We start from the raw sequence: 20,907 nt of genomic DNA, 5'->3' as shown, positions 1-20,907 counted from the left end.
AAAATGAAGCGTGTCCGGTTTTGCACTGACACTCGCAAAACCACTGAACACGTCACGAAATCATATTTTACAAATTTTTCTTGACGCGCATCATGATGGTGGGTAAGAAGCGCATGCCCCATCCGACAAAGATGAACAGCCGAATAAGGAATGAGGTTGCTGAGTCTCGCTGCATGGAGTTTTCAGAATATCTCCTCGTTGGGGAAGAAGAGTCGGGAGATTGGAATGGACAAAGATAGGTTGGCAAAGCTCGAGGTAATTCTCACATCCGATGAGAAATGGAAGCGTTACGTGCAGGAGCACGAATCGACGTCGCGAGCATATGAGGAACTTGTCAATTATGATTCGCTCTATATGAACTGTAAACGTGGAGCCTGGCCCAGAAACTGGACCATCAAACTTACCAAAGTGGAAGGGGATACCCTCAGGCTCGAGATTGACTCCCTTTGTGATGGAATGGACTTGCACCATACGTTCGACTGCGACGATCTGGCGGAAGTTGGAGAAATTCTCAGAGATTACGATCCTATCGACGACATATGGTTGCCGGACATCCCGCAGAAAGAAAGAACCTGGGAGCGGAGGAAGGAAGTGATCCGGCAAAAATTCCGTTCTTTTGTACGAGACTACTTGAAATCTTCTCGTAGATCCATGCTGCTTCCGAGCATTACCGAGGACGAAATGTGATTCAAAGTAATAACTAAAGCCCTGGAAGGTTGCCCGTCTTCACAGGTCATCATAAGGGCAGGTACTCGGACCGCCTACAGCCTTTGAGCCTCCGAGAAGCGTCCGACGGCACTCCTCACCGGATTGAGGCCATATGTGCATTCACCCCTCGCAAGCATCCCTTGCGTCGGATACCGTACGTCTGGTCTCATCCGGTTTTTTATTCCCGGAACGGCCGGTAATACGGCCCGCATTGAAAGCAAAACCCGCGGGGCATGCGGGTTGAGCTTATGCGGAAATACCTTGCTACAGGTGTACCATGGCCGATTTAGAGTATTCTCCCGAAGATGTCAAGCGAGAAATTCCCTTCAGGGAACTCTTCCGAAGGCTTTACCCCAATCATTACCGGGAGGGCAAAAATTCGCTTTGTCCCTTTCATGAAGACACGAATCCCTCATTCCAGCTCAATGACGATTACGGATACTGTCACGCAGAAAAGAGACAGTTCTCGATCTTCGACATCTGGATGATACGATATTCAGTCGATTTTCGTACCGCAATTCGGCAGCTCGCAGGGAAGGCAGAGATTGGAATTCGCTTGCCGGGGAAAAACCGGAAGAAGCCGCCGGAGAAACAGGAGACACGGTACATATATCGAGATGCCGCAGGAAATCCGCTCCATGCTACTTTCCGGTATAGCGGAAAGAAATTCAGGCAATTCCGGACTGACTCAAAAGATGGCTGGCTGCCAGGTTTGAAAGACACTCAGCTCGTATTATACAACCTACCTGAAATCATCGACGCGAATACGATTATCATGTGCGAAGGAGAGCGAGACTGTGATTCCGTTACACAGCAGCTCGGACTGACAGCTACCACCAACCCTATGGGGGCAGGCAAGTGGTCCAAATTGGTAAGCGAGCACCGCATACATGAACCACTGAAAAATAAACACGTCATCGTTCTATCGGATAACGATCGGCCCGGAAAACAACATGCGACTGAAGTGGCAAATAGTGTAATCGGTTTTGCTGCTTCCGTAAAAAAGGTTGATCTCAAGAAGATCTGGCCGGATCTGCCCGAAAAGGGAGACATTTCAGATGTGATTGAATTTCTAGGGCCGGACAAGGCAAAAGAGTCCCTCTTGGCATTAGCCAAAGATACGCCTGAATTGAACAGCCCCATCGCTCTTGTGGATAATTCTCCGACCGGGAATGTCGGCGAAAGCCATTCCATCGACTCGATCAAGTCATTTATAGAATCACTTCCCAGCGACATCGACCATCTCGATCTTGCCCGCGATTTGGAGCCTATTTTGACCTCACTGTCACGAATGCCTTCGCCGCAGATTGAAGCGATTCTCGGTGGTCTCATCAAAACCAAGTTCCATTTGAGCAGCGATGAAGTATCTGCATACCGGAAGCAAATAAGTCAAAAAGCGAAGATCAAATCGGAATTGTCGGAGCAGGACGGGGAAGGGGCGCGGTGCATCGCTTTGGCGCCGAATCTGGTTGATGTTGCAGTCCGGGAGACTAAGACCGTCTTTCTGTTGCTCAGAGGGAAAGAGCTTGCGATCTGCGCTGAACTCAATCTCGACGGTCTACTGTATGTTCCACCTCCAGTGGAATACTTACCGCAACCGATCCCATCAGCCACATCAGTCTTGAGAATATGGAGAGGAGGCCAACAAAACCCATCGATTGAAGACGCTGCTCTATACGATGACCTGAAAGAATATTTTCATGCGACCAGCGACTTACCATTAGAGGCTCACTACGATCTATTGGCAGCTTTCGTACTACACACGTACTTGCTCGAACTAGCCAACTACTCACCTGTAATTTGTTTCGTTGCAGACGCTGAACGTGGAAAGAGCAGGACCGGCAAGGCTCTGTGTTACGTCTGCTATCGAGCCCTCCACACCATCAGCCTCCAAGATGCATATCTCCTGAGACACGCAAAACATCTCAGGGGAACAATATTTTTCGATATGCGGGATATCTCGGGAGTCGCGAGAAAGACCGGCAAAGAAGACATACTTCTTGGAAGGTTTGAGAAGGGGATTCGGGTTCCTCGCGTCACCCATCCGGAGAACGGACCTTTTGGAGACACGCAATACTTTGAGGTATTCGGGCCTACTATCATCGCAAGCAACGAATCGGTAGATCGAATCCTCGGATCCCGATGTATCGAGATCAACATGAAACTGTCTGATCGAATCTTCAATGAGGATGTTACGCCGGAAACTGCATTGGAATTGAAGGAGCGTTGTCTTGTTTTTCGTGCCCGCCACATGAACGATAAACCAGAGCGCATTGCCAAAATAACTGCAGGACGCCTGGGAGACATAGTGAGGCCTCTCCATCAGATCATCCGATGCGTGAAGCCGAACCGGGAATCCCTGTTCATTGAATTTGTGAAGAAGATCGCCCGCGAACGGCAGTCGGATAAATCAGATTCTGTCCAGGGAAAGATCATACGAGCAATTTTTCTCATTCAAGCAACTCAGGAGACTTCTCAGAATCCCATCATCAAGAATCGGCTCCTGCCCGTAAAGGCGATTACTGAAAAGATCAATGAAGGGGCTTCCGAAAACTATTGGATGACTCCCCATCGTGTGGGAAAGATCTGCAAAGAACTCGGATTCGAGCGTGGAACTTTGCACGGAGGTTGCTCGGCGATCATCTGTGACGAGGATCAAATAGCCCGGCTTGCTCGGGCATATGGTATCCACGAAATCTCACCATTGTCACCAAAGAGCGACCACGAGGGCCAGTAGGATGAAACCTGGATCGCGGGCAACCCGTCCTGTAATGGCATGCTTCTATGAATCAATTGCAGTCTTCTTGGTGACCTTGGTGACTTTTGCGAGCATCGAATTTTTGGAGAGCAGCCGATGAGCGATCTCTTAACGCCTAAAGAAGTGGCTGACAGGCTGAAAATCTCAGTTGGCAAGGTGCACGATTTGTGCCGTCAACGAAAACTGAGTTGCGTTCAAGTGAATGCTCGGGTGAGACGCTTTACGGAAAAACAAGTAGAGGATTTCATACAGAGTCAAACAGTCGAATTTCTGAATACCCCGAGAGGTGCCGTTGTCAGAAGACCGGCAGGCATGTTACCCTTTACCCCTGAAAAGCGGGGTGAATCGAGCGAATCACCGGGGGCTGATGAATCTGATCCCAAGAAGATTGGAAAGGAGATCAGATCGTTATGTCGGTGATTAAACGAGGCAAACATTACTATATAAAATTCGCTCCCTTCGGAAAGGAGGTGTGGATCAGAACCGAAGGGAAAAGCAAAGCTATGGTGAAAGAGATCGAGGAGAATTTGAGGGTTGCATGCCGATCCGGCGATTACCGGACACTGGATCCACTTTCACGAGAGACCTGCATCAGAATGTTTCGAAATCAGCACTGGGAATTTCCCGAGTCATTGGTAATCGATCAATTGACGAGGGCCCCCAGGCAGGAACTGACATTGTGGAAATCCGTTGAGATATTCGTTAACTATCCCGGAATTGCCGAATGCAAGGCATTGGAGAGATATATGTTCGCTCTGAACCACATCGTGGCCTATTTCGGGAAAGAAGCAATCATGAAGAATATTTCCATTCCACAGTTGCGACAATATCAGATTAAGCGCCTTAAAGACCGAGCAGCTGCTGATACGGTTAATCGCGAATTTTCCACATTTTCTAAACTATTCGGAGTGCTGATCGAATCCGAATGTGTCATGTCAAATCCATGCAGATTGGTGAAACGGCTGAGCAACAAAGAGGGCATGCGACAAGTATATTTGGCTCTAGCCGACGTCAAGCGAATCGCAACTCGATGTCCTGATTGGTATCAACCTGTCATATGGACCGGCTATTATACCGGTATGAGACGAGGCGAAATCCTCGGACTTACTTGGTCGAAGGTCAATGTAGCGAAGCGGATGATTTATTTGGGACCCAAGGATACGAAGGAAGGTAACTGGAAGCGAGTCCCAATACATGTGAATCTGGTTCCTATTTTTGAGGCAGCATTGAAGGTGCGGATTCTGAACAGTGATCTTGTGTTTCTCATGAGGGATTCCAAAGGTATTCGGCCTCCCTCCATAGAAGGGGCCAAGAATCCATGGCCTCGAGCTTTGGAGGCATTGGGCTGGTCTGAGCCGCGGCCGAGATTCCATGACCTTCGCCATACGTGGCGCACCAATGCTCGAAGATCCGGAGTGGATCCTCAGATCGCTGAAACTATACTCGGGCACTGGTGGAGGGGAAAGAAGGTCAATGATCGATACGGATGGATATCGGATGAAGAATTCCTTGCCGCAATTGACAAGATGTCCTTCGATCAAGGTGAAACCAAGATCCTGACTGCACGGTGATTTGGAATGGACCGTAGCAAAAACGTAGCAAACGATGCCTTCGAAAGAAAAAAGACCGAAATGCTTCGGCCTAAGTTCTTAACATTACTGGTAGGCGGGAGAGGATTTGAACCTCCGACCCCTGCCGTGTGAAGGCTGAGAAGCCCTTAGAACCGAAGCCGTCTTTCTGCAATTCCCCAATAAAATCAATCATCGAAGAACACCGTCAGTACATGTTGGTGGACATGAGTTTATCAAAAGTCACGGGAAAGTCACGGGATGATTTTTTCATCACCCCCCTGTAATCTCATTGCCTACAAATTTCAAATTACACAGCATTGACCTGAACCTTTTGTAGAGGCGGGCGCTACGGCCATACCATAGCTCACGCCCTTTCCTGCCATGCGCCAACGCTGGCCGAGCACGTTTCATCGAGTAGGACACGTTGGAGCGTGTTGCGATCCGCCATATAGGTATGCTACACTCCCTCCCATCCTGGGAATCATGGATACCGGGATCAACAGGAGGTACATGGATGTCCGTTAATTCGTATCTCACTGATCTGGCGAGCGACCTTGTGCTCTCGGCGGCGGAAAAAGCAAGCATCGCCACGTCCATCGCCACATTGAAGACCAGACTCGATTCTCATTTCGGCTCTCAAGTGACTGGCCATTTTCAGTTTGGTTCGAGTACTAGAGGCACGATTCTCCCTCGCAAAGCCGATAACAATTCTGATATCGACTACATGGTGGTGTTCGCTTCATCTCCAGGGTCGGCTAAAAAGCCACAAACCTACCTGACTAACTTGAAAACATTCGTGGAGGCAAAGTACTCAACATCGGAAAGAGCCCAATCCCACCCGACTATTGTGTTATCTCTCAATCACATCAGTTTTGAACTAGTTCCTGCACTTTCAAATCTCTTTGGCTATCAAATTCCGTCGCCTGCGTCTTCATGGACCGAGTGGATGTCGACGGACCCATCTCGGACTAACAAAGATCTTCAAGACAAGAACATAAATAATAATTCCCAAATAAAACCGCTAGTCCGCCTCGTAAAATACTGGAACGCAAAAAATGCTCACCCATTCAACTCCTTCTCAATCGAAAAAGCTATAATAGATACACTTTTCTACTCGTGTTCATCCTTGAAGGATTATTTCTATCATTTCTGGTCAACCGCAAGCTACTCCGTGGACACAGCCCAGTATATCAAAGACAAGGTTGATAGCGCCAAGAAGCATGCCCAAAAAGCGAAGGAGTATGAGGACATCGGCTTGGCTATTTCGGCGGAATTAGAAATAAAGAAAATCGTGCCAGAGTTATGAGTAACACGGCAACACGACGAGTTGATGGGGTTAACAACTATTACGAACCCGTTAGAACAATCGGGTTTGCCCACCATAACCTTGTCTGGGAATGAGGAGATGCTTCTTACCCTTGGGACAACTTCGCACGAATGGCCAAGCCCCACACGGGAAACGAGCACTTGACAAACCAGCTAGGCTGTATATCTGATATTAAAAGTTACGAGATGCTGCACCTGCCGAGTGTTGTTGCTTGGCGGTGTATTCATTGTTTGGTGGAGGTCTGGATTGCAAAACGATATTCCCGAGAAGCAAAGCTCTGACCGATTACTTGAATACCTTGCTGCCTCCAGCTATCTCTACGGACGAGCAAAGGTCCGACTAGGATGCCAAATTCTTTTCACTGTCTTGATCCCTATATTATTTTCGATAATCACAGTTCTTGTGGGGGACTCACAGGACTGGAAGCACTTGAAGGTATGGGCTGTGGCATACGGAGTCGCTTTATCGATCCTAGATGTCCTCTTTCTCGATTCCGAGCAAAAACGCCTGAAACTGGAGGCCGCTAAGATACAGGAGATTTTTGATTGCGAACTGTTTGACATGGAATGGCGGACTTTCAAGATCGGGAGTAAACCAAGTGCTGAGAGCATTGTCGCTGCGGCAAAGGCATACAAGAAGACGGCCAAAAACGAGATAGACAAAACATGGTATGCTCCTGAAGTTGGCGATTTGCCATTGTATCAGGGAATTGTGGCTTGCCAACGATCAAACGTAATGTGGGATGCTAATTTAAGACGTAGATACAACAAATGGATAAGATTAATACTGACGCTGGCAATCATCTTGACAATCGTAATTGGTATCGGAAAACAATTGTCGGTATCTGATCTTGTCCTCTCTGTCTTTGCTCCAATCTCCCCTGCGATTCTTTGGGCCATTCGGGAATATAGGCGGCAAGTAGATACCTGTGACACATTAGATAAGCTTATAAAACACGCCGATTCACTCTGGACGAAGGCAAAAGACCCAGCGTCTTCTCCAGAAAAAATCACAACTGAGGCCAGATTTCTTCAGGATGAAATCTATGATCATCGTCGTAGTTGCCCTTTGATTTTCGACAGGATTCACGATTGGTTGAAGGATGAACAGGAGGAACAAATGAGGCGGGGGGTGCAGGAATTGGTCCGTGAAGCGCAAGTGACAAAGAAAGACGAAACGGAGAAGTAACCTCATGGCTACTTCGGTAACATCTGCCTTCAATCAATTCATGCAGAATGTCGTGAACTTAGATCCTGAAGAGACTAAAAGCGCACGAAAGAGCAGAGATTGGCTAGTAAAGCAGATACGGTCTTTTCCTGAAGCTGAAGGGAGTTTTCCCCGGTTATACTCAGAGAAGGACATTTTCTTTGGTTCCTTTGCCAGAATGACAAAGATACGACCTCTGGACGATATAGATATGATGATTTGTTTGCATGCCCAGGGCTCAGTTTATGCAGAGTCTTGGGGTCACTGCGACATAACCATACGTAGTGCTGGTAGCAACTTAGGCCCTTTATGCAATGATGGGACATTCACACTCAATTCAAGGAAGGTTATAAACAAGTTTGTCTCTCACCTGTCCTCAGTTCCCCAATATAAGAATGCTGCCATAAAGAGAAACTTGGAGGCTGCTGTACTGAATCTTACGTCATATATGTGGAGTTTCGATATTGTCCCCTGTTTCTTTACGGAACCTGATGCCTGGGGCCGAACCTACTATCTGATTCCTGATGGGAACGGGGCTTGGAAGAAGAGTGACCCAAGAAATGATCGGGATAGAGTGACGAGGGTGAACCAAACTCACAAGGGCAACATTTTGAATGTGATTCGTATTATGAAGTACTGGAACAGGCGTCCCACGATGCCGAGTATGGCATCTTACCTTCTTGAGACAATGATTGTGGATCACTACGATAATGTCTGGTGTTCCGAGGCCAGCTCTTACGTTGATCTGGAAATCCCCAAAGTATTGGCCCACATAGCGAACTCCCTCTTTTCTTCTGTCAATGATCCAACGGGGGTGCAAGGTGACATCAACACGCTTTCCCATCAGGATCGACAGAAGATTTGGAGCAGGGCAAATTATGATCACCAGAGAGCATTGGAGGCAAGGCAGTTAGAAGACCAAGGTAATCAACACGCCTCAATCGCTAAATGGGGCGAAATCTTTGGAAGTTCCTTTCCCGACTACGGGTAGTACACTGCGGTAGTCTGGCCTCTATCCAATACATGCAGCCAGACCCTTTATTGAGTTGCTTCTCTATATTCCTTGAAACAATCGATTAACTGTCGAAATGAGGCAGGTCTGTACTTCTCAAAGCTTTCCTGGTCAACATAAACAAAGTCGTATTGTATGTCGGTCTGGACTCGGTTGATGTCCTCGCACCACTGCCGCAAGCGTTGCATCTTGAGCGGTACATCCAAGTCCGCCTGGCCCTTTGTTTCCACAACGGCAATGCGCTTGGCCGAGAGCTTAACAAAGAAATCAGGGTAATAGTTGGAGATGTCCCCGTCCCTGTTCACGTAGTCCAGCTTGAAATGGACCGCCAGATAATTCTTGGCATAGGAAAGCACGTCGTCGCAATTTTCCAAGAAACTTGCAAATACAAGTTCAAAGTGGCTGTCCCCGATTATGCGATTAAAGACGCTCTTCTTGGGCATAAGATAGCCCTGATCCTTTGCCACGAAGGGACGTGTATCCCTCAACTTAATTCTGTCCCGAATTTCGGCGTCGCCTTTGTCCTGCACGGTCAAAGCATTAATAGCTCTCTTGAACGTATCCAGCAGCGTTTTGGTGGCCGTAAGCTCAGACAAGTTGCGTAGGGTATTGGGACTCTCCAGGTCAACGGGACGGCCAAACAACTCATCTTGGACAAAGGCTTTCACCTTAGCGTAGAGCACGTCGTATCCGCTCACCAGCCGCAGGTCCTTCATTATGGTTTGCGTGAAGTAGCCAAGGACACTTCGGTAATCGGCAATACCTGCCGTATCCAGGAATGTCGTATGCGTGACTTCGCCCGTTGTGATGTCCTTAAATACGATTTCCCGTTGTTCTTCCTCACTGAACTGTAGATAGAGCACACGCTGATGACCCAGTGCGCTCACATCCAGGTCGCTCAGATTCTTGTACTCTCGGTAGATACGTGGAGTCAGCACTGGTATCTCTATATCCAAAGCATCGAGGTCTTTCTTCGAGTTTTCTTTGTCAATCTCTACGACGAGCGGGGTCTTTGCCTCGGTTCCCTCTCCCATCGGTTTACGCTCCAGCACGACACCTTCAGCTTGAATTGATTCCACGAAATCCATAAAGGCGTTCGTACCGACGACGCTGACATATTCCTCTATGCCGCCAGGGTACATCTTGCGAAGGCCTCGTCCCAAGGTCTGTTCAGGCAGGATGTTGCTCTTGGCGGAATAAGCACGGAGTCCGACAATGGTTGTGACGTTCTTCACGTCCCAGCCCTCCTTGAGCACCATGACCGAGATGATGGCTTTGTAGGGGCTGTCGAACCCGTCAATAGTGTTGGCCTGCTCACGCAGCTTGTCCAATTCTTCTTTGCTCTTGCCTGAAGTGGATTCGGAAATTTCACCGTTGGCCTTGGTGTGGATGACCAATACAGCGTCTTTCAAATCAGGATAGTTGCCCTCCAGATACGTCTTCACATCGTCGCAATTTCGGGTGTCGTCGGTCATTACAAACAGGATGGCCTTCTTATCCATCTTTTCATGCTCTGAATAAGCTTTGCGCCACTCTATCACGCCGAGGTTGAGGTAATCAGCGTATTTCTCCGTAAATTTGGCGCTCTTGCGTTCAACGAGTTTTGCACGACTGGCGGCGTCAGGCAGGACAGGGTGCTTGACCACGTTTTGAGAAATGGCTTCGACAAGCGGATAATCCGAAACGGTCTGCACGAATATGGCCCCGTTGTTGTGCTTGGGTGTCGCCGTCACGTCCACTTGCAGAGAAAGAGCAGCGCCTTTTTGCTTCAATCGGTTGTGAATATCTTCGATGGACTTAAACCAAGCCATGCGTGGATCGTGGATGTGGTGCGCCTCGTCATTAAGGACCGTGAGTTCGTCAATGTCACGGACGATCATGCCCAAATCCACTTTGGAGTCTGTAGTTGCGCCACTTGGGCGCTTACCCAGGAAATAATCCATTGTGTCGTCATCGTCAGGCGATGGTGGAATATCGTTACCAGCATAGACACGATGAACGTTGGTCAGGAAGATGTTACCCGTGGGTCGGGTGATACGTACCTCGTCTTGGCGATGCACCGTAAGCTGAAAATCATCTCTCCAGTTGCGTCCGTTCACGCCATTGTCTGGGATGACGGGATCTTCAAAGAAAATTCGTAGTCCTTGAAAATCTTTGTAGATGCGATCCAACACGATTATGTTCGGTGCGATAACCAGAAAATTGCGTGCCAACTCTGACTCAGGCTCATACAGTTTGTGGTAGAAGCTCCAGGCCAGCACCAAGCTCATGACCTTTGTCTTGCCCGCCCCTGTGGCCATCTTTACGACAAAACGCCGCCAAGTCTCATCAAACATACCCGCCGAGACAGCTCCAGAACCGTCGAACCGCATGAGGTCGAACTTGTCCCGCACGGCCACTACATCGTACAAATAGATGATGGTTTCCAGTGCTTCCCGTTGTGCAAAATAATACTGAAATTCGGCCATTGTCCCATCGGCCTTGGGGAGGAGATGCGGAGTGTTGAACCACCAATTGAGCAGGGCTTTGCTGGCATCAGTTGCCCCCACATAACCGCTGTCTCTCCATTCTTTCACTTTGCGGCGAAGCTGTGGAACCAAAGGGGGCATCAGTTTTTCCGCACTCGACTCTCGTAAGGCTTCATCCGCAGGGAACCAGCGTATCGCTGGATCGAGTATAGCGTGGGGGGATTCGGGGAAGTCTTTGTGCAGCGCCATTATTTCTTACCTCCCACGTTGACCTCGATAATCGTCATTGTATCGTTACCAAAGATATCCACGACCTTTACAGCCAGTTTCCGTCGTCCTGGAGTACATTCGTGAAGTACGCTTTTGAGTTCCAACTTGCGGTCCTTCTTCGTGCGGAACGACTGCCACTCGTTTTCAAAGATGAAATCCCCAGTCCAGCGCTCTTCCCATTCGCCACTCTCTTCGTTCTTGACACGGACTATTTCACGCTTGTTTTCAAAGTTGAAATCCACCGCCCAATAATCGATCCAGTCAGTCCAGTGCTGAGTGAGACGTTCACGAGTGATGATTCCGTTCTTATCCTTGCTCACTTTGACGATCTGCCCCCGTTCGACAACTACTTTACTGGACTTGTCTTTGAGAGTCGCTTCGGCGGCTGCTACGGAATCCTGTGAATAGAAGACCGAGAAATCGGTCAACTCCACTGCAATACTGTTCTTCTGAAAAAGTGGTTTTACCTCGATAGCCGCTACGTCGTGAAACACCACCTGATTCTTTTCTACGGCCCGTTTGTCAAAGACCTCCGCAGGGATATACTTGGGAGCAATGTCAATTCCTTTGGCTCGGGCTTCGTCCAGCACATTTGGAAAGAGCCCCATCTCGAACTCAAAGCCCAAAATGTCCACTCGGGTAATGTGCTTCTTCCGACATTCGAGAATGACCTCTTCCACGAACAAGCGAGTTACAGGGAGGTTCACAGGCCCAACGGCCACGAGCCGCCCGCCCTTTTTGCCGTGGAAGGTAGCAAAGCCGTCTGTCTTTTCGGCCCGGTAGGCACGTAGGATCAGATCGACAAAAGCTGCTTCCTTTGCTTCCAGTTGCTTTCGCTGTTCTTCTTCACGCAGGTTAGGGTTGATGCCGATATAGTGCTGGCGCTCGTACTTGCCCAAGTTGAGGATTTCAAAGGCACGGTAGTTCTTTCCTGTGGCCTTGAGTTGCCGCTGCACGCCGATCATGCGCTTACGAGTGGTGTGAATGGCGAATTTGCCCAAATCGCTAACGATCCATTTGCGCCCGAGTCTCTCGGCCACGGCAGCGGTGGTACCTGAACCGCAAAAGAAGTCGGCTACGAGGTCGCCTTCGGCTGATGAGGCATCGAATATGCGTTCCAACAAGGCTTCAGGCTTCTGCGTGGGGTAATCGACCCGCTCCGTCGCCTGTGAGTTAATTTCGTAGATGTCGGACCAGAGGTTTTGAACAGGCATTCCCTTCAATTCATCGGCGAAACTTTTTCGGCGAATCCGTCCCGAAGGATCTTTAGGAAAGTAGAGGCGTCCCTCTCTATCCCACTCTTCCATTTTTTCTTTCGTGATCATCCAGCCGTTTGGTGGGGACTTGTAACCCTTGTAGTCATATATGAGGTTGGGCCGATAACCTGGATTCACGAGGCTAGTCGGCTGATAGCGCCTCCCTGTCTCATCCACATATGTGAAACGGGTTCTAATATATTCCTGATACTCTGGTGAATCTGCGTTGTACTGGGGTGTAAACGTTGCTTTGTTCGATTTGACGTAGAATAGGATTACGTCTGTGCAAACCCCGAATCGGTTGGATTCATGCACTGCACTACTCATTCCTACCCGACGCTTCCAGGTTATTTCGTTTCTGAAGTTGTCGTTTCCGAACACTTCGTCCAAGATTCCACGCAGAAAGCTGTTCACACGAAAATCGCAGTGTACATAAATACTTCCGTCTTGAGCCAGCAAATCTCTCATCAACGCCAGTCGCTCATAAATCATGGCGATGAATGAATCAGCGCCTTTCCCCCATGTGTCTCGGTAGGCAATCTCTTCCAGAATGCTCGGCTTCTTGGTAAAGGTATCGCCCCCAATCTCGATATCCATGCTGAAGTCTGCACCCACGTCAAACGGGGGATCGATATAAATGAGTTTGATGCCGCCCTGATTTTCCACTTCCTCACGGAGCGGCCCGTTCTTCAGCGACGAAAGAATGAGCTTGTTGTCCCCCCAGATCAGCTTGTTGGTCCATCCCTTGAGCTGTCGGCCACGGTTGTCCAGGTCAAAGAGATCGAACTGTATCTTTGTGTCGTCTGGCTTTTCCGCACGGGGCTCGTCTACCTGCTCGATGACTTGGAAAGGCAGGACGATGTTGCAGACCTCGCCCGTCTTTCCGTTCCATACCAATTCCACCTCCCGCTTCTCATCGAACAGGAGGAAGCGGTATTTGTCTGGCAAAGGCTTATCGGCGTCTATGAACCGAATGATTTCCTGCTTTTCTTGATCAGTCAGTCGTGGCATGCACATCCTCTCAGGTAGACGATACTGAGATGAACCCAGATCTTGGCCCGTGGGCGACACCGTGAATCAGGCTGATCCCGACTCCCGTCGCTCCATCAACCGAGAACTATCGCTCTTTTTGGCGCAACCCGCAAGTATTTTCAGGCTCTTGAGCCAATTTTAACCTATGCGGGGGGCGTGCCCCCCAATTAGCCCACTAATTAGGAGATTAGGTGAGCTGCGTCTGTCTCTAGGTCTCAAGGCGCACCGCCCGCCAATCCGCATTGTGTGCTGTTTTTAATTTTTTGCTTGACTTCCGTACCTAGACATGTATTTTGTAGTGTTCTGATGAGTCCCGTGCTTCGCATGGGGCGTGGTCGGTCGGAATAAGTCAGTCGCTCGACGGAGCCGCAGAAGATCCGTGAACGAGTCTGGGAAAGGAGTATTTCTCTCGATCCGCTGTAGGGCGGATCATCAAAAGTAACACAAAGTGGGTTGAACAGCCTATGAAAGCGAGTTTCTACAATAGATCATAGGAGTTTTGTTTAATTTTCGGAGTTTACTTTTGTGAATGGATACTTAATTCAGAAGTCTTAGGTTGTTACCCGAGAAAGGTAACAAATACCATGATTTCAAAGTATGAATTAAGACCAGTGTCCACTACTTCTGCCGACATAGAGGTTCTTGAGTATGGGCATGTGGAGAGCCAGACGGATGCTTACGGTATAGTCCGACTTCCTGACGGCGAAGAGGGTAATGTGCTCCTGCATCAGGTTGAGGCCTCGGAAGATGCGTTTCTGGCCGATTTCACTCATCGAGGGAGAATTAGGCCACCGCTTGATTTCGTAGGTAATAGACTGGTGATGACCATCCCTCGGATGGGCTTTGATCCCGAAAGTGGTCTTATGGTCCCGGCTCCATGGGTCATAACAAGCGACCGTGAACTGTTTCCGCTTAGCCCGAAGGAACTGACGGAACGGGGAATCTATTCAAGGATTCCCTTTGAGGATGTTTTAGTTGACCCGAGGTACAGCGGAGAAGCAGTGAAAGGCTTTTTGGACGGATCGTGGAAGGGCGACCTGCTGGAAACCTTCCACATCGTCAGAGAGACTCTCAAATCGCATATTGATTTGAGGGATCATCGCCAGTACGATTTCCTGACCGCATGGGTCGTGGGGACGTACATGTTTGAGGGCTTTCACTCATATCCCTATGTCCATTTTAATGGGCCGAAGGCTGTGGGAAAAACGACGGCTCTGGAGACACTGGCGCAGATCTGTTTCAATGGCGAGTTGACTCCCGATATAAGCCCGGCGGCGCATGTCCGTTTGGTCCAGTCCAATAGTGGAACGCTCTGCGTTGACGAAAGCGAGAAATTCCAACGGAGAAGTCTCGCAGGTGAGAGAGCGATACTCTTATCGGCGTACAAGAAGGGCGGAAAAGTATTGCGTTCGGTCAATAGGGGCGGCAGATGGCGTCACAAGCACTTTGAAGTGTACGCTCCTCGGGCTTTCGCATCACAAGCAGGCTTTGAGGACGTGATGGCGTCCCGAACTGTTAAGATTCTGATGTCTCGCACGACACGGATTCTGATTCCCATAGACCAAACGGAAGCGCAAGCGGTTCGTGATTCGTGCTTCTTGTCGGCATTGACTTACGCCCCGATGATTCGGGACGTGTATATGCAGATGGGAGATCCTTCAGGTATCGTCCCGTTTGCGGGGAGGGAATACGAGTTATTCCGCCCCATATTCGCTATCGCAACCGCAACTGAAGATCCTTCGGTCGTGGCTGCGGTTACGGAGTTTGCCATTGACTTTCACAAAGGCCAATTGGCGGATTTCAGCGAATCGTCACCTGAACACGCTTACTTGTCGTTTCTTTCGGAGGCGATAAGCGACGACGGCGAGTATCGTGGAGACGTTTTGTTGACTCAATTCAATGAATATGTCTCCGATCACGATATCGAGCTGCCGAAGAGTTTAACTCCAAAGTCCCAAGGCGAGCTGTTAGCTCATCTGGGCTTGGCGGATCGCACAAAAAAGAAACGAACGGCGGATCGTAAGGCGAGGCTGTATTCTTTCACCAGAGAGAAAATCATCAGCGTAGCTCGTGCGTATCACGTCAATATAAGTAAGTAGTTTTTCCTTTCTCCAGCTAAATAGCGGCGAATCTCGTGACTCTTAGAGATGACTGACTGACCGACCGACCCGTCAGAGGGAGGGTAGCCAAACTGGCTGCCCTCTTTTCGTTTTTATGCCGGGCTCTAAATCGGTTCTTTCAAGGTCATGTAACGATGTTCGCAACGTTCTTGCCTGGATGCACAATTATTTCCGTGTTGGTCGGTCGCTTGGTCATAATTTTTTCTGGTCCTTGAAAGGCAGGTCAGATATTATGTTCGACGGACCGTGGAGAGAAAGACCGTGGAAACTGTCTTCGAGTCGGACAAGGGTTGGACTGGGAAAAGCCTGCTGCGGCCTTCAAGACGGGGAGAGCCATGAGTAAGATCAATATAAGGCGTGCCGTTGAAAACATAAAATCGGGAACGACCATTTACACCCCTGTAGTTGATATGATTGTGAATGCTATCCAGGCCATTGAATCCAAAAAAGAAAAAGACGGCAAGATCACCGTCTTGGTTGAACGCTCGAAACAGCTTGAAACTGACGGAAGCACGCCATTGGTTGAAGGGTTTGCAATTGTCGACAACGGTATAGGATTCACGGACGAGAACAGAGAATCGTTCGACACGCTCTATTCAGTTCAAAAAATGACAGAAGGCGGAAAAGGTTTCGGAAGGTTTGTCTGTCTGAAATATTTTGAAGACCTGAGTGTGGAAAGTGACTATAAGGACAGCAAGAAGTTCAAAAGACGAACTTTTCGCATGGGGAAGGAGCATGATATCATCATTGATGAACGAGTGAGTCTATCAGATGCGAAAGCGTCTGGCAGCAAAATACGATTACGCACGATCAAACATGGTAATTTCCCTGACAGAAAACTCGACACCATTGCTACACATTTGGTTGAACGACTGTTGCCTTATTTTATAACCCAAGATTATGTCTGCCCTAAGATTGAGATAGCCGAGGAAGACGGCTCCAACTCGATCACCTTGAATAATTATGTCAACAACGGGTTGTCGAGCCTCATAAAGGAAATAAAGGTTCCAGAGTCAGTATTTCACATTTCAGGTCATGATTTTTCTTCCAGAGTATTCAAGTTTTATAATCCAGGGAATCGCAAAAGCAAGATTAGCTTAGTTGCCCATAAACGAGAGGTCACAGATACGCCGATACATAATTATGTTCCAGAATTCATCGATGAATTCTATGATGAAATACACAATGACGATAGTGTTACTAATAGAAATTACATCATCAAAGCCTACGTTTTTGGTCAATACCTGGACATCCACGTCTCCTTGGAACGAGGCGGTTTTGATTTCCATAGAGATCAAGATCTCCTGTATGCAATTTCTCAAAACGAAATAGAGAAAGCTGCATCAGACATTGCCAAGAAAGCCATGGGCGACGACATTAAGGGTAGGCAAGAAAAGAAGAGAGCGAGGGTCGAGTCCTATGTTGAGGAACAAGCTCCTTGGCATCGAGAAACGTTCAAAGAACTAGATTTATCAGACCTGCCTTTCAAGGCCTCAAGCGAAGAAATTGAAATCACATTACAGACGGCCAAATTCAATAGTGAAGTTTCAATTAAACGAGAAGTCGATGAACTGTTGTCGAAAAGTAGCATCGAAGACCACAAGGCTGATGTGACGAAAATTGTAGAAAGAATCTCTGGGACCAGCAAGAACGATCTTATCCATTACATTGCATCCAGAAAACATGTTTTGGAGTTGTTCAAGAGAAGCTTGGAATTGAATCAGGACGGAAGCTATTCGTCCGAGGGACTAGTCCACGATATTATTTTTCCAAGAAAACAAGATAGCGAGACAACCCCGTTCAAAGAACACAATCTCTGGCTGGTGGATGAGCGCCTGAATTTTACCAGATATATTTCTTCTGATTTGCCTTTGAACGGACCTAATTCGGCCAGACCCGACTTACTGGCTTACGATCAGCGTGTCTTATTCAGAGGCGACAATGAACCTGGGAATCCAGTCACCATCTTTGAATTCAAGAAGCCACAGCGTGATGATTTTGTGAATCCTTCGTCAAAGGAAGACCCCGTTGAGCAGATCGTAAGGTATGTGATCCAAATAAAGGACGGGGATTTCAAGACGCCTGAAGGCCGTGCTATTCTCATTTCCGATAACACACCGTTTTACGGATATGTCGTTTGTGATTTAACGCAGAAAGTAGTGAAATGGCTACAACGGGAGAAGGACTTCAAGCCTATGCCTGACCATCTTGGATGGTTTCAGTGGTATAACAACATTAATCTGTACGTCGAAGTGATCAGTTGGGATAAGGTTCTGAAAGATGCCAATATGAGAAATATGATATTTTTTCACAAGCTTGGGGTATGAGATCATAAGGGCGGTCTCGTCCTTTGTTTTGGCCCAAAAGGAGGCCGTGCATTGATGAGGCGAACAGAAACTTGAGCAGATCAGTGCATGCGGAATCAGAATCGTAAGACAAGAACTTTCAGTAACCATGCATCATATCCTTAGATCTCCAGCAATTCTGGAATTTCGCCTCCCCCAGGACCTCTTCCATGGGACTCCTATCACTTTTTGGATTTTAGTATAGGGGCGGTCTTCGTTTTCAGTATCCATGGGGCACTTCGCATATTTGGGTCAACCGAACCAGTAGAGAAAGTGATTGATGTTGCAGGCGACAAGCGGGAGAACTTCCTATTTCTTGATTCAACGACCACGACTGATTTTTGAGGCTTTCTTCAGGAATGGAGCCTACAATCAACCGAAATCCCACGGCGGTACGTTCTGGGAAATACAAGGCAGAGAACGACAATTATTTATCGTTCCTCCCGTCATCATCAGCCAAATCCACTTCTCGGGGGCATTCGGATCAACTGAGATATGAGTCTTTTTCAGAGAATCATGCTTAAGAAGCGGCCTTTTTGCACCGTCAGATCATCTTTCCTCAATACTTGGTCTCTTTTTCATGTTTTCGCCCACAAGTTGACGTTCCTGCAAGCTAATCACTGAACTTTCCTACAGTGTCCGTGCGCTTTCATTTGCATGCCCGCCCTCTTTTCTTCAAATTACCCCTTCAAGAATTCTAATTTATATTTAAGGGTATAGTGGGTCTTATTAGAATGGAAATGAATAAACATGCGTACGTACCGAACAGAACACTGGAAAGGAGACCACAATGAAAAAGACGTGGAGTGATGTGCTGGTCGTCGTTCTCGTTGCGGCCACAGAGGCCATCATGGAAATCTTGAAACATCTCAAGAAGAAAGGTAAGGCACCGTCATGAATGAACTTGATAAACTGATCGTCGTTACTGCGGGCACAACGGCCATAATCTACCTGATTGGCCCCGCCGCCGTTTGGCGGATCGTTAAGACTGTCGCTGAGTGGGCCTTGGTCCTCACGGTTTTCGTCTGGATGCTATAACCATCCCCGAGCACATACGAAAGGAACAATCACATGAGCACGAATGGATTCAGAGACGAAGAGCTTGTTACCCGACGAATGAAGGTCGGCAATGAATGGCAAACCCGTGTATTTCCCGTCGTAGGCGGTAGACTGCGGATTCTTCACGAAGGTAACGACCGCCTGAGCATTCAAACCGAGATCGTCAAGCTCGACGTTGACTTTGTTGTCGTGAAGGCAATCGTGGAGAGCCAAAAGGGAAAGTTCAACGGCACGGGAACGGCGTCAGGCCAGAGAGACGCAAGGCTTGCCGACTCTTTGGTTGAACTGGCTGAAACTCGGGCCATAGCAAGAGCCCTGCGGTTCGGTGGGATTGGGGTTGAATATACGGGTGCTGAAGAGGTTTCACACGTCACAGCCGCCGCAGAGGGAAACGACGAACAGGGCGTTGACAAACAGCCCAGGGGACTGATCTCAGAGAACAATGGTGACAAACCCGAAACAAATCCACAAGCGTCAGCAGCGGCCCACCGACCCAAAATGCAAAGTTGCGGCAATGGAAAAGCGACGACAGCGCAGGTGAGAGCCTTGTTCGCCCTAAGCCGCAAAGCGAATTATACGGACGAAGACATTCAATCCCTCATTAATCCGTTCAACGTATCCCGCTTTGAAGACCTGCCCCGTGAAGCCGCAAGTCAGTTGATTGGCTATTTGCAGCAAGAAGTAGCCGCCTAAATCCAAAATACAAATGCCAACAAAAGTGGGAGGGGACGCTATAGCTGCGTACACACCTCCGCCCATGAAAGGAGCCACTATGTTCAGATTCACATTGTTCACTAAGCCCAAGCCACGCAAGAAGAAGCTTATCCGAGAGCTGAGACGCCTGATTCATCAAAGGAACTATTGGAAGAACCGCACTCGTGAATTGAGGCGCAGGACACGGTAACCACCAAAGTACTTAACGAGAAACGAAATCACATCACGGGCGGGACGCTATACGTGCGTCCTGCCAAGCACATGGAGGTGCTGCGATGGAACTGGCAAAGGCAGTAGTTCAAACGACTCACGACCACTTATCGTATTCTCAAATTTACTGTTATCTGGGCTGCCCGCTCCAATATCGGTTCAAATATGTCGATGACATCCCTCCCGCTTTCACGACGGCGGCCTTGGTCTTTGGCTCGGCAATCCATGAAGCCGCAGCCGCATTCCATCAGGGTCGTCTTGAGGCGGAGCCCTTAAGGGTAGATCAATTGCTTGATGTCTATCGGGATGAGTGGCGACGGGCGGAACGGGTAAAATTCCTTAATGGCGACAACGAAAACACGTTAATGGAGAAAGCCCGAAATATGCTCTCCGTTTTTCATGACTCCGTTGATTCGGGTTCTCAGGTCATCGGAGTGGAGGAGTTCTTTGAGATACCACTGGGCGGCCTTCCTCCTTTTCAAGGGTACATCGACCTGATTGAGGAATCGCATGATGGCTGCGTCACCCTGGTTGACTTGAAGACGGCTTCAAAGAAGCTCTCTCAGAGCAATGTTGATACAAATCTGCAACTGACCGCCTACGCTTTGGCTACAGAATCCATGGGATTCAATCCTGACGATCTGACGTTTCGGCTGGACGTGCTGCTTAAAACCAAAGAGGCGGGGATGGTGAGATATGAGACCAGGCGCACAGCGGATGACCGTCATCGATTCATGAGGCTGCTCTACAGCGTTTGGAACGGTATCCAACAGGAAGTTTTCTTTCCAAGGCAGGATTGGGGCTGTATTCAATGCGCCTGGGCCAAGAATTGCCGGGATTGGTAGGAGGGT

The 20,907-nt window shown here is 48.6% G+C and carries 13 protein-coding genes; 11 read left to right on the top strand and 2 right to left on the bottom strand.

What is annotated here, in order from left to right; translation table 11 throughout:
- Nucleotides 1-225: 225 nt before the first annotated feature.
- The 7 genes from DESTI_RS17285 to DESTI_RS17255 all read left to right on the top strand — a co-directional run bounded on the left by DESTI_RS17285 (nucleotide 226) and on the right by DESTI_RS17255 (nucleotide 8,561).
- On the top strand, nucleotides 226-687 hold the full coding sequence (locus DESTI_RS17285) for a hypothetical protein (protein ID WP_014811262.1): 462 nt from the start codon (nucleotides 226-228) through the stop codon (nucleotides 685-687).
- Between the two features lie 298 nt (nucleotides 688-985).
- Nucleotides 986-3,445, top strand: a complete 2,460-nt coding sequence (locus tag DESTI_RS17280) for a CHC2 zinc finger domain-containing protein (protein WP_014811261.1) — start codon at nucleotides 986-988, stop codon at nucleotides 3,443-3,445.
- Nucleotides 3,446-3,562: 117 nt separating this feature from the next.
- Entirely contained in the window at nucleotides 3,563-3,886 is a 324-nt protein-coding gene (locus tag DESTI_RS17275; RefSeq protein ID WP_014811260.1) for a helix-turn-helix domain-containing protein, read from the top strand.
- Nucleotides 3,877-5,037: a tyrosine-type recombinase/integrase gene (locus DESTI_RS17270; RefSeq protein WP_014811259.1), complete on the top strand. Its 1,161-nt coding sequence runs from the start codon at nucleotides 3,877-3,879 to the stop codon at nucleotides 5,035-5,037. The genes DESTI_RS17275 and DESTI_RS17270 overlap by 10 nt, the downstream gene beginning before the upstream one ends.
- A 514-nt stretch (nucleotides 5,038-5,551) precedes the next feature.
- The gene (locus DESTI_RS17265; protein WP_014811258.1) at nucleotides 5,552-6,343 is read left to right on the top strand and encodes an SMODS domain-containing nucleotidyltransferase; all 792 of its coding nucleotides are present in this window, start codon (nucleotides 5,552-5,554) and stop codon (nucleotides 6,341-6,343) included.
- Between the two features lie 222 nt (nucleotides 6,344-6,565).
- Nucleotides 6,566-7,552 carry an S-4TM family putative pore-forming effector gene (locus DESTI_RS17260; RefSeq protein ID WP_157212192.1) on the top strand — a complete coding sequence of 329 codons (987 nt, stop codon included), beginning with the start codon at nucleotides 6,566-6,568 and terminating at the stop codon, nucleotides 7,550-7,552.
- A gap of 4 nt (nucleotides 7,553-7,556) precedes the next feature.
- Nucleotides 7,557-8,561, top strand: coding sequence for a nucleotidyltransferase family protein (locus tag DESTI_RS17255; protein ID WP_014811256.1), 1,005 nt, complete (start codon nucleotides 7,557-7,559; stop codon nucleotides 8,559-8,561).
- Between the two features lie 47 nt (nucleotides 8,562-8,608).
- On the opposite strand, the gene DESTI_RS17250 is transcribed toward DESTI_RS17255, so the two are convergent.
- Entirely contained in the window at nucleotides 8,609-11,299 is a 2,691-nt protein-coding gene (locus DESTI_RS17250) for a DEAD/DEAH box helicase family protein (protein WP_014811255.1), read from the bottom strand.
- Entirely contained in the window at nucleotides 11,299-13,587 is a 2,289-nt protein-coding gene (locus DESTI_RS17245) for a site-specific DNA-methyltransferase (RefSeq protein WP_014811254.1), read from the bottom strand. The genes DESTI_RS17250 and DESTI_RS17245 overlap by 1 nt, the downstream gene beginning before the upstream one ends.
- Nucleotides 13,588-14,192: 605 nt before the next feature.
- On the opposite strand from DESTI_RS17245, the gene DESTI_RS17240 reads away from it, so the two are divergent.
- The 4 genes from DESTI_RS17240 to DESTI_RS17220 all read left to right on the top strand — a co-directional run bounded on the left by DESTI_RS17240 (nucleotide 14,193) and on the right by DESTI_RS17220 (nucleotide 20,901).
- Nucleotides 14,193-15,707 (top strand): hypothetical protein, encoded by a 1,515-nt coding sequence (locus DESTI_RS17240; RefSeq protein ID WP_014811253.1) that lies wholly within the window; start codon nucleotides 14,193-14,195, stop codon nucleotides 15,705-15,707.
- Between the two features lie 311 nt (nucleotides 15,708-16,018).
- Nucleotides 16,019-18,055: an ATP-binding protein gene (locus DESTI_RS17235; protein ID WP_211213689.1), complete on the top strand. Its 2,037-nt coding sequence runs from the start codon at nucleotides 16,019-16,021 to the stop codon at nucleotides 18,053-18,055.
- 1,089 nt (nucleotides 18,056-19,144) lie between these two features.
- A complete protein-coding gene (locus DESTI_RS17225) occupies nucleotides 19,145-19,825 on the top strand; it encodes a hypothetical protein (RefSeq protein ID WP_014811249.1) in 681 nt (226 codons plus the stop codon).
- A gap of 296 nt (nucleotides 19,826-20,121) precedes the next feature.
- Complete coding sequence (locus tag DESTI_RS17220; protein WP_014811248.1) at nucleotides 20,122-20,901, top strand: RecB family exonuclease; 780 nt, start codon at nucleotides 20,122-20,124, stop codon at nucleotides 20,899-20,901.
- Nucleotides 20,902-20,907: the final 6 nt, after the last annotated feature.

Origin of the sequence: Desulfomonile tiedjei DSM 6799, from assembly GCF_000266945.1 — a bacterium.
GTDB lineage: Bacteria > Desulfobacterota > Desulfomonilia > Desulfomonilales > Desulfomonilaceae > Desulfomonile > Desulfomonile tiedjei.
The sequence above is the reverse complement of the archived record's forward strand: the minus strand, read 5'-3'. Positions and strand labels throughout refer to the sequence as shown.

Coding starts and splice junctions, on each gene's coding strand:
- DESTI_RS17275 (WP_014811260.1), top strand. CDS start 3,563: ATGAGCGATCTCTTAACGCCTAAAGAAGTGGCTGACAGGCTGAAAATC.
- DESTI_RS17225 (WP_014811249.1), top strand. CDS start 19,145: ATGAGCACGAATGGATTCAGAGACGAAGAGCTTGTTACCCGACGAATG.
- DESTI_RS17245 (WP_014811254.1), bottom strand. CDS start 13,587: ATGCCACGACTGACTGATCAAGAAAAGCAGGAAATCATTCGGTTCATA.
- DESTI_RS17220 (WP_014811248.1), top strand. CDS start 20,122: ATGGAACTGGCAAAGGCAGTAGTTCAAACGACTCACGACCACTTATCG.
- DESTI_RS17270 (WP_014811259.1), top strand. CDS start 3,877: ATGTCGGTGATTAAACGAGGCAAACATTACTATATAAAATTCGCTCCC.
- DESTI_RS17285 (WP_014811262.1), top strand. CDS start 226: ATGGACAAAGATAGGTTGGCAAAGCTCGAGGTAATTCTCACATCCGAT.
- DESTI_RS17240 (WP_014811253.1), top strand. CDS start 14,193: ATGATTTCAAAGTATGAATTAAGACCAGTGTCCACTACTTCTGCCGAC.
- DESTI_RS17280 (WP_014811261.1), top strand. CDS start 986: ATGGCCGATTTAGAGTATTCTCCCGAAGATGTCAAGCGAGAAATTCCC.
- DESTI_RS17250 (WP_014811255.1), bottom strand. CDS start 11,299: ATGGCGCTGCACAAAGACTTCCCCGAATCCCCCCACGCTATACTCGAT.
- DESTI_RS17265 (WP_014811258.1), top strand. CDS start 5,552: ATGTCCGTTAATTCGTATCTCACTGATCTGGCGAGCGACCTTGTGCTC.
- DESTI_RS17255 (WP_014811256.1), top strand. CDS start 7,557: ATGGCTACTTCGGTAACATCTGCCTTCAATCAATTCATGCAGAATGTC.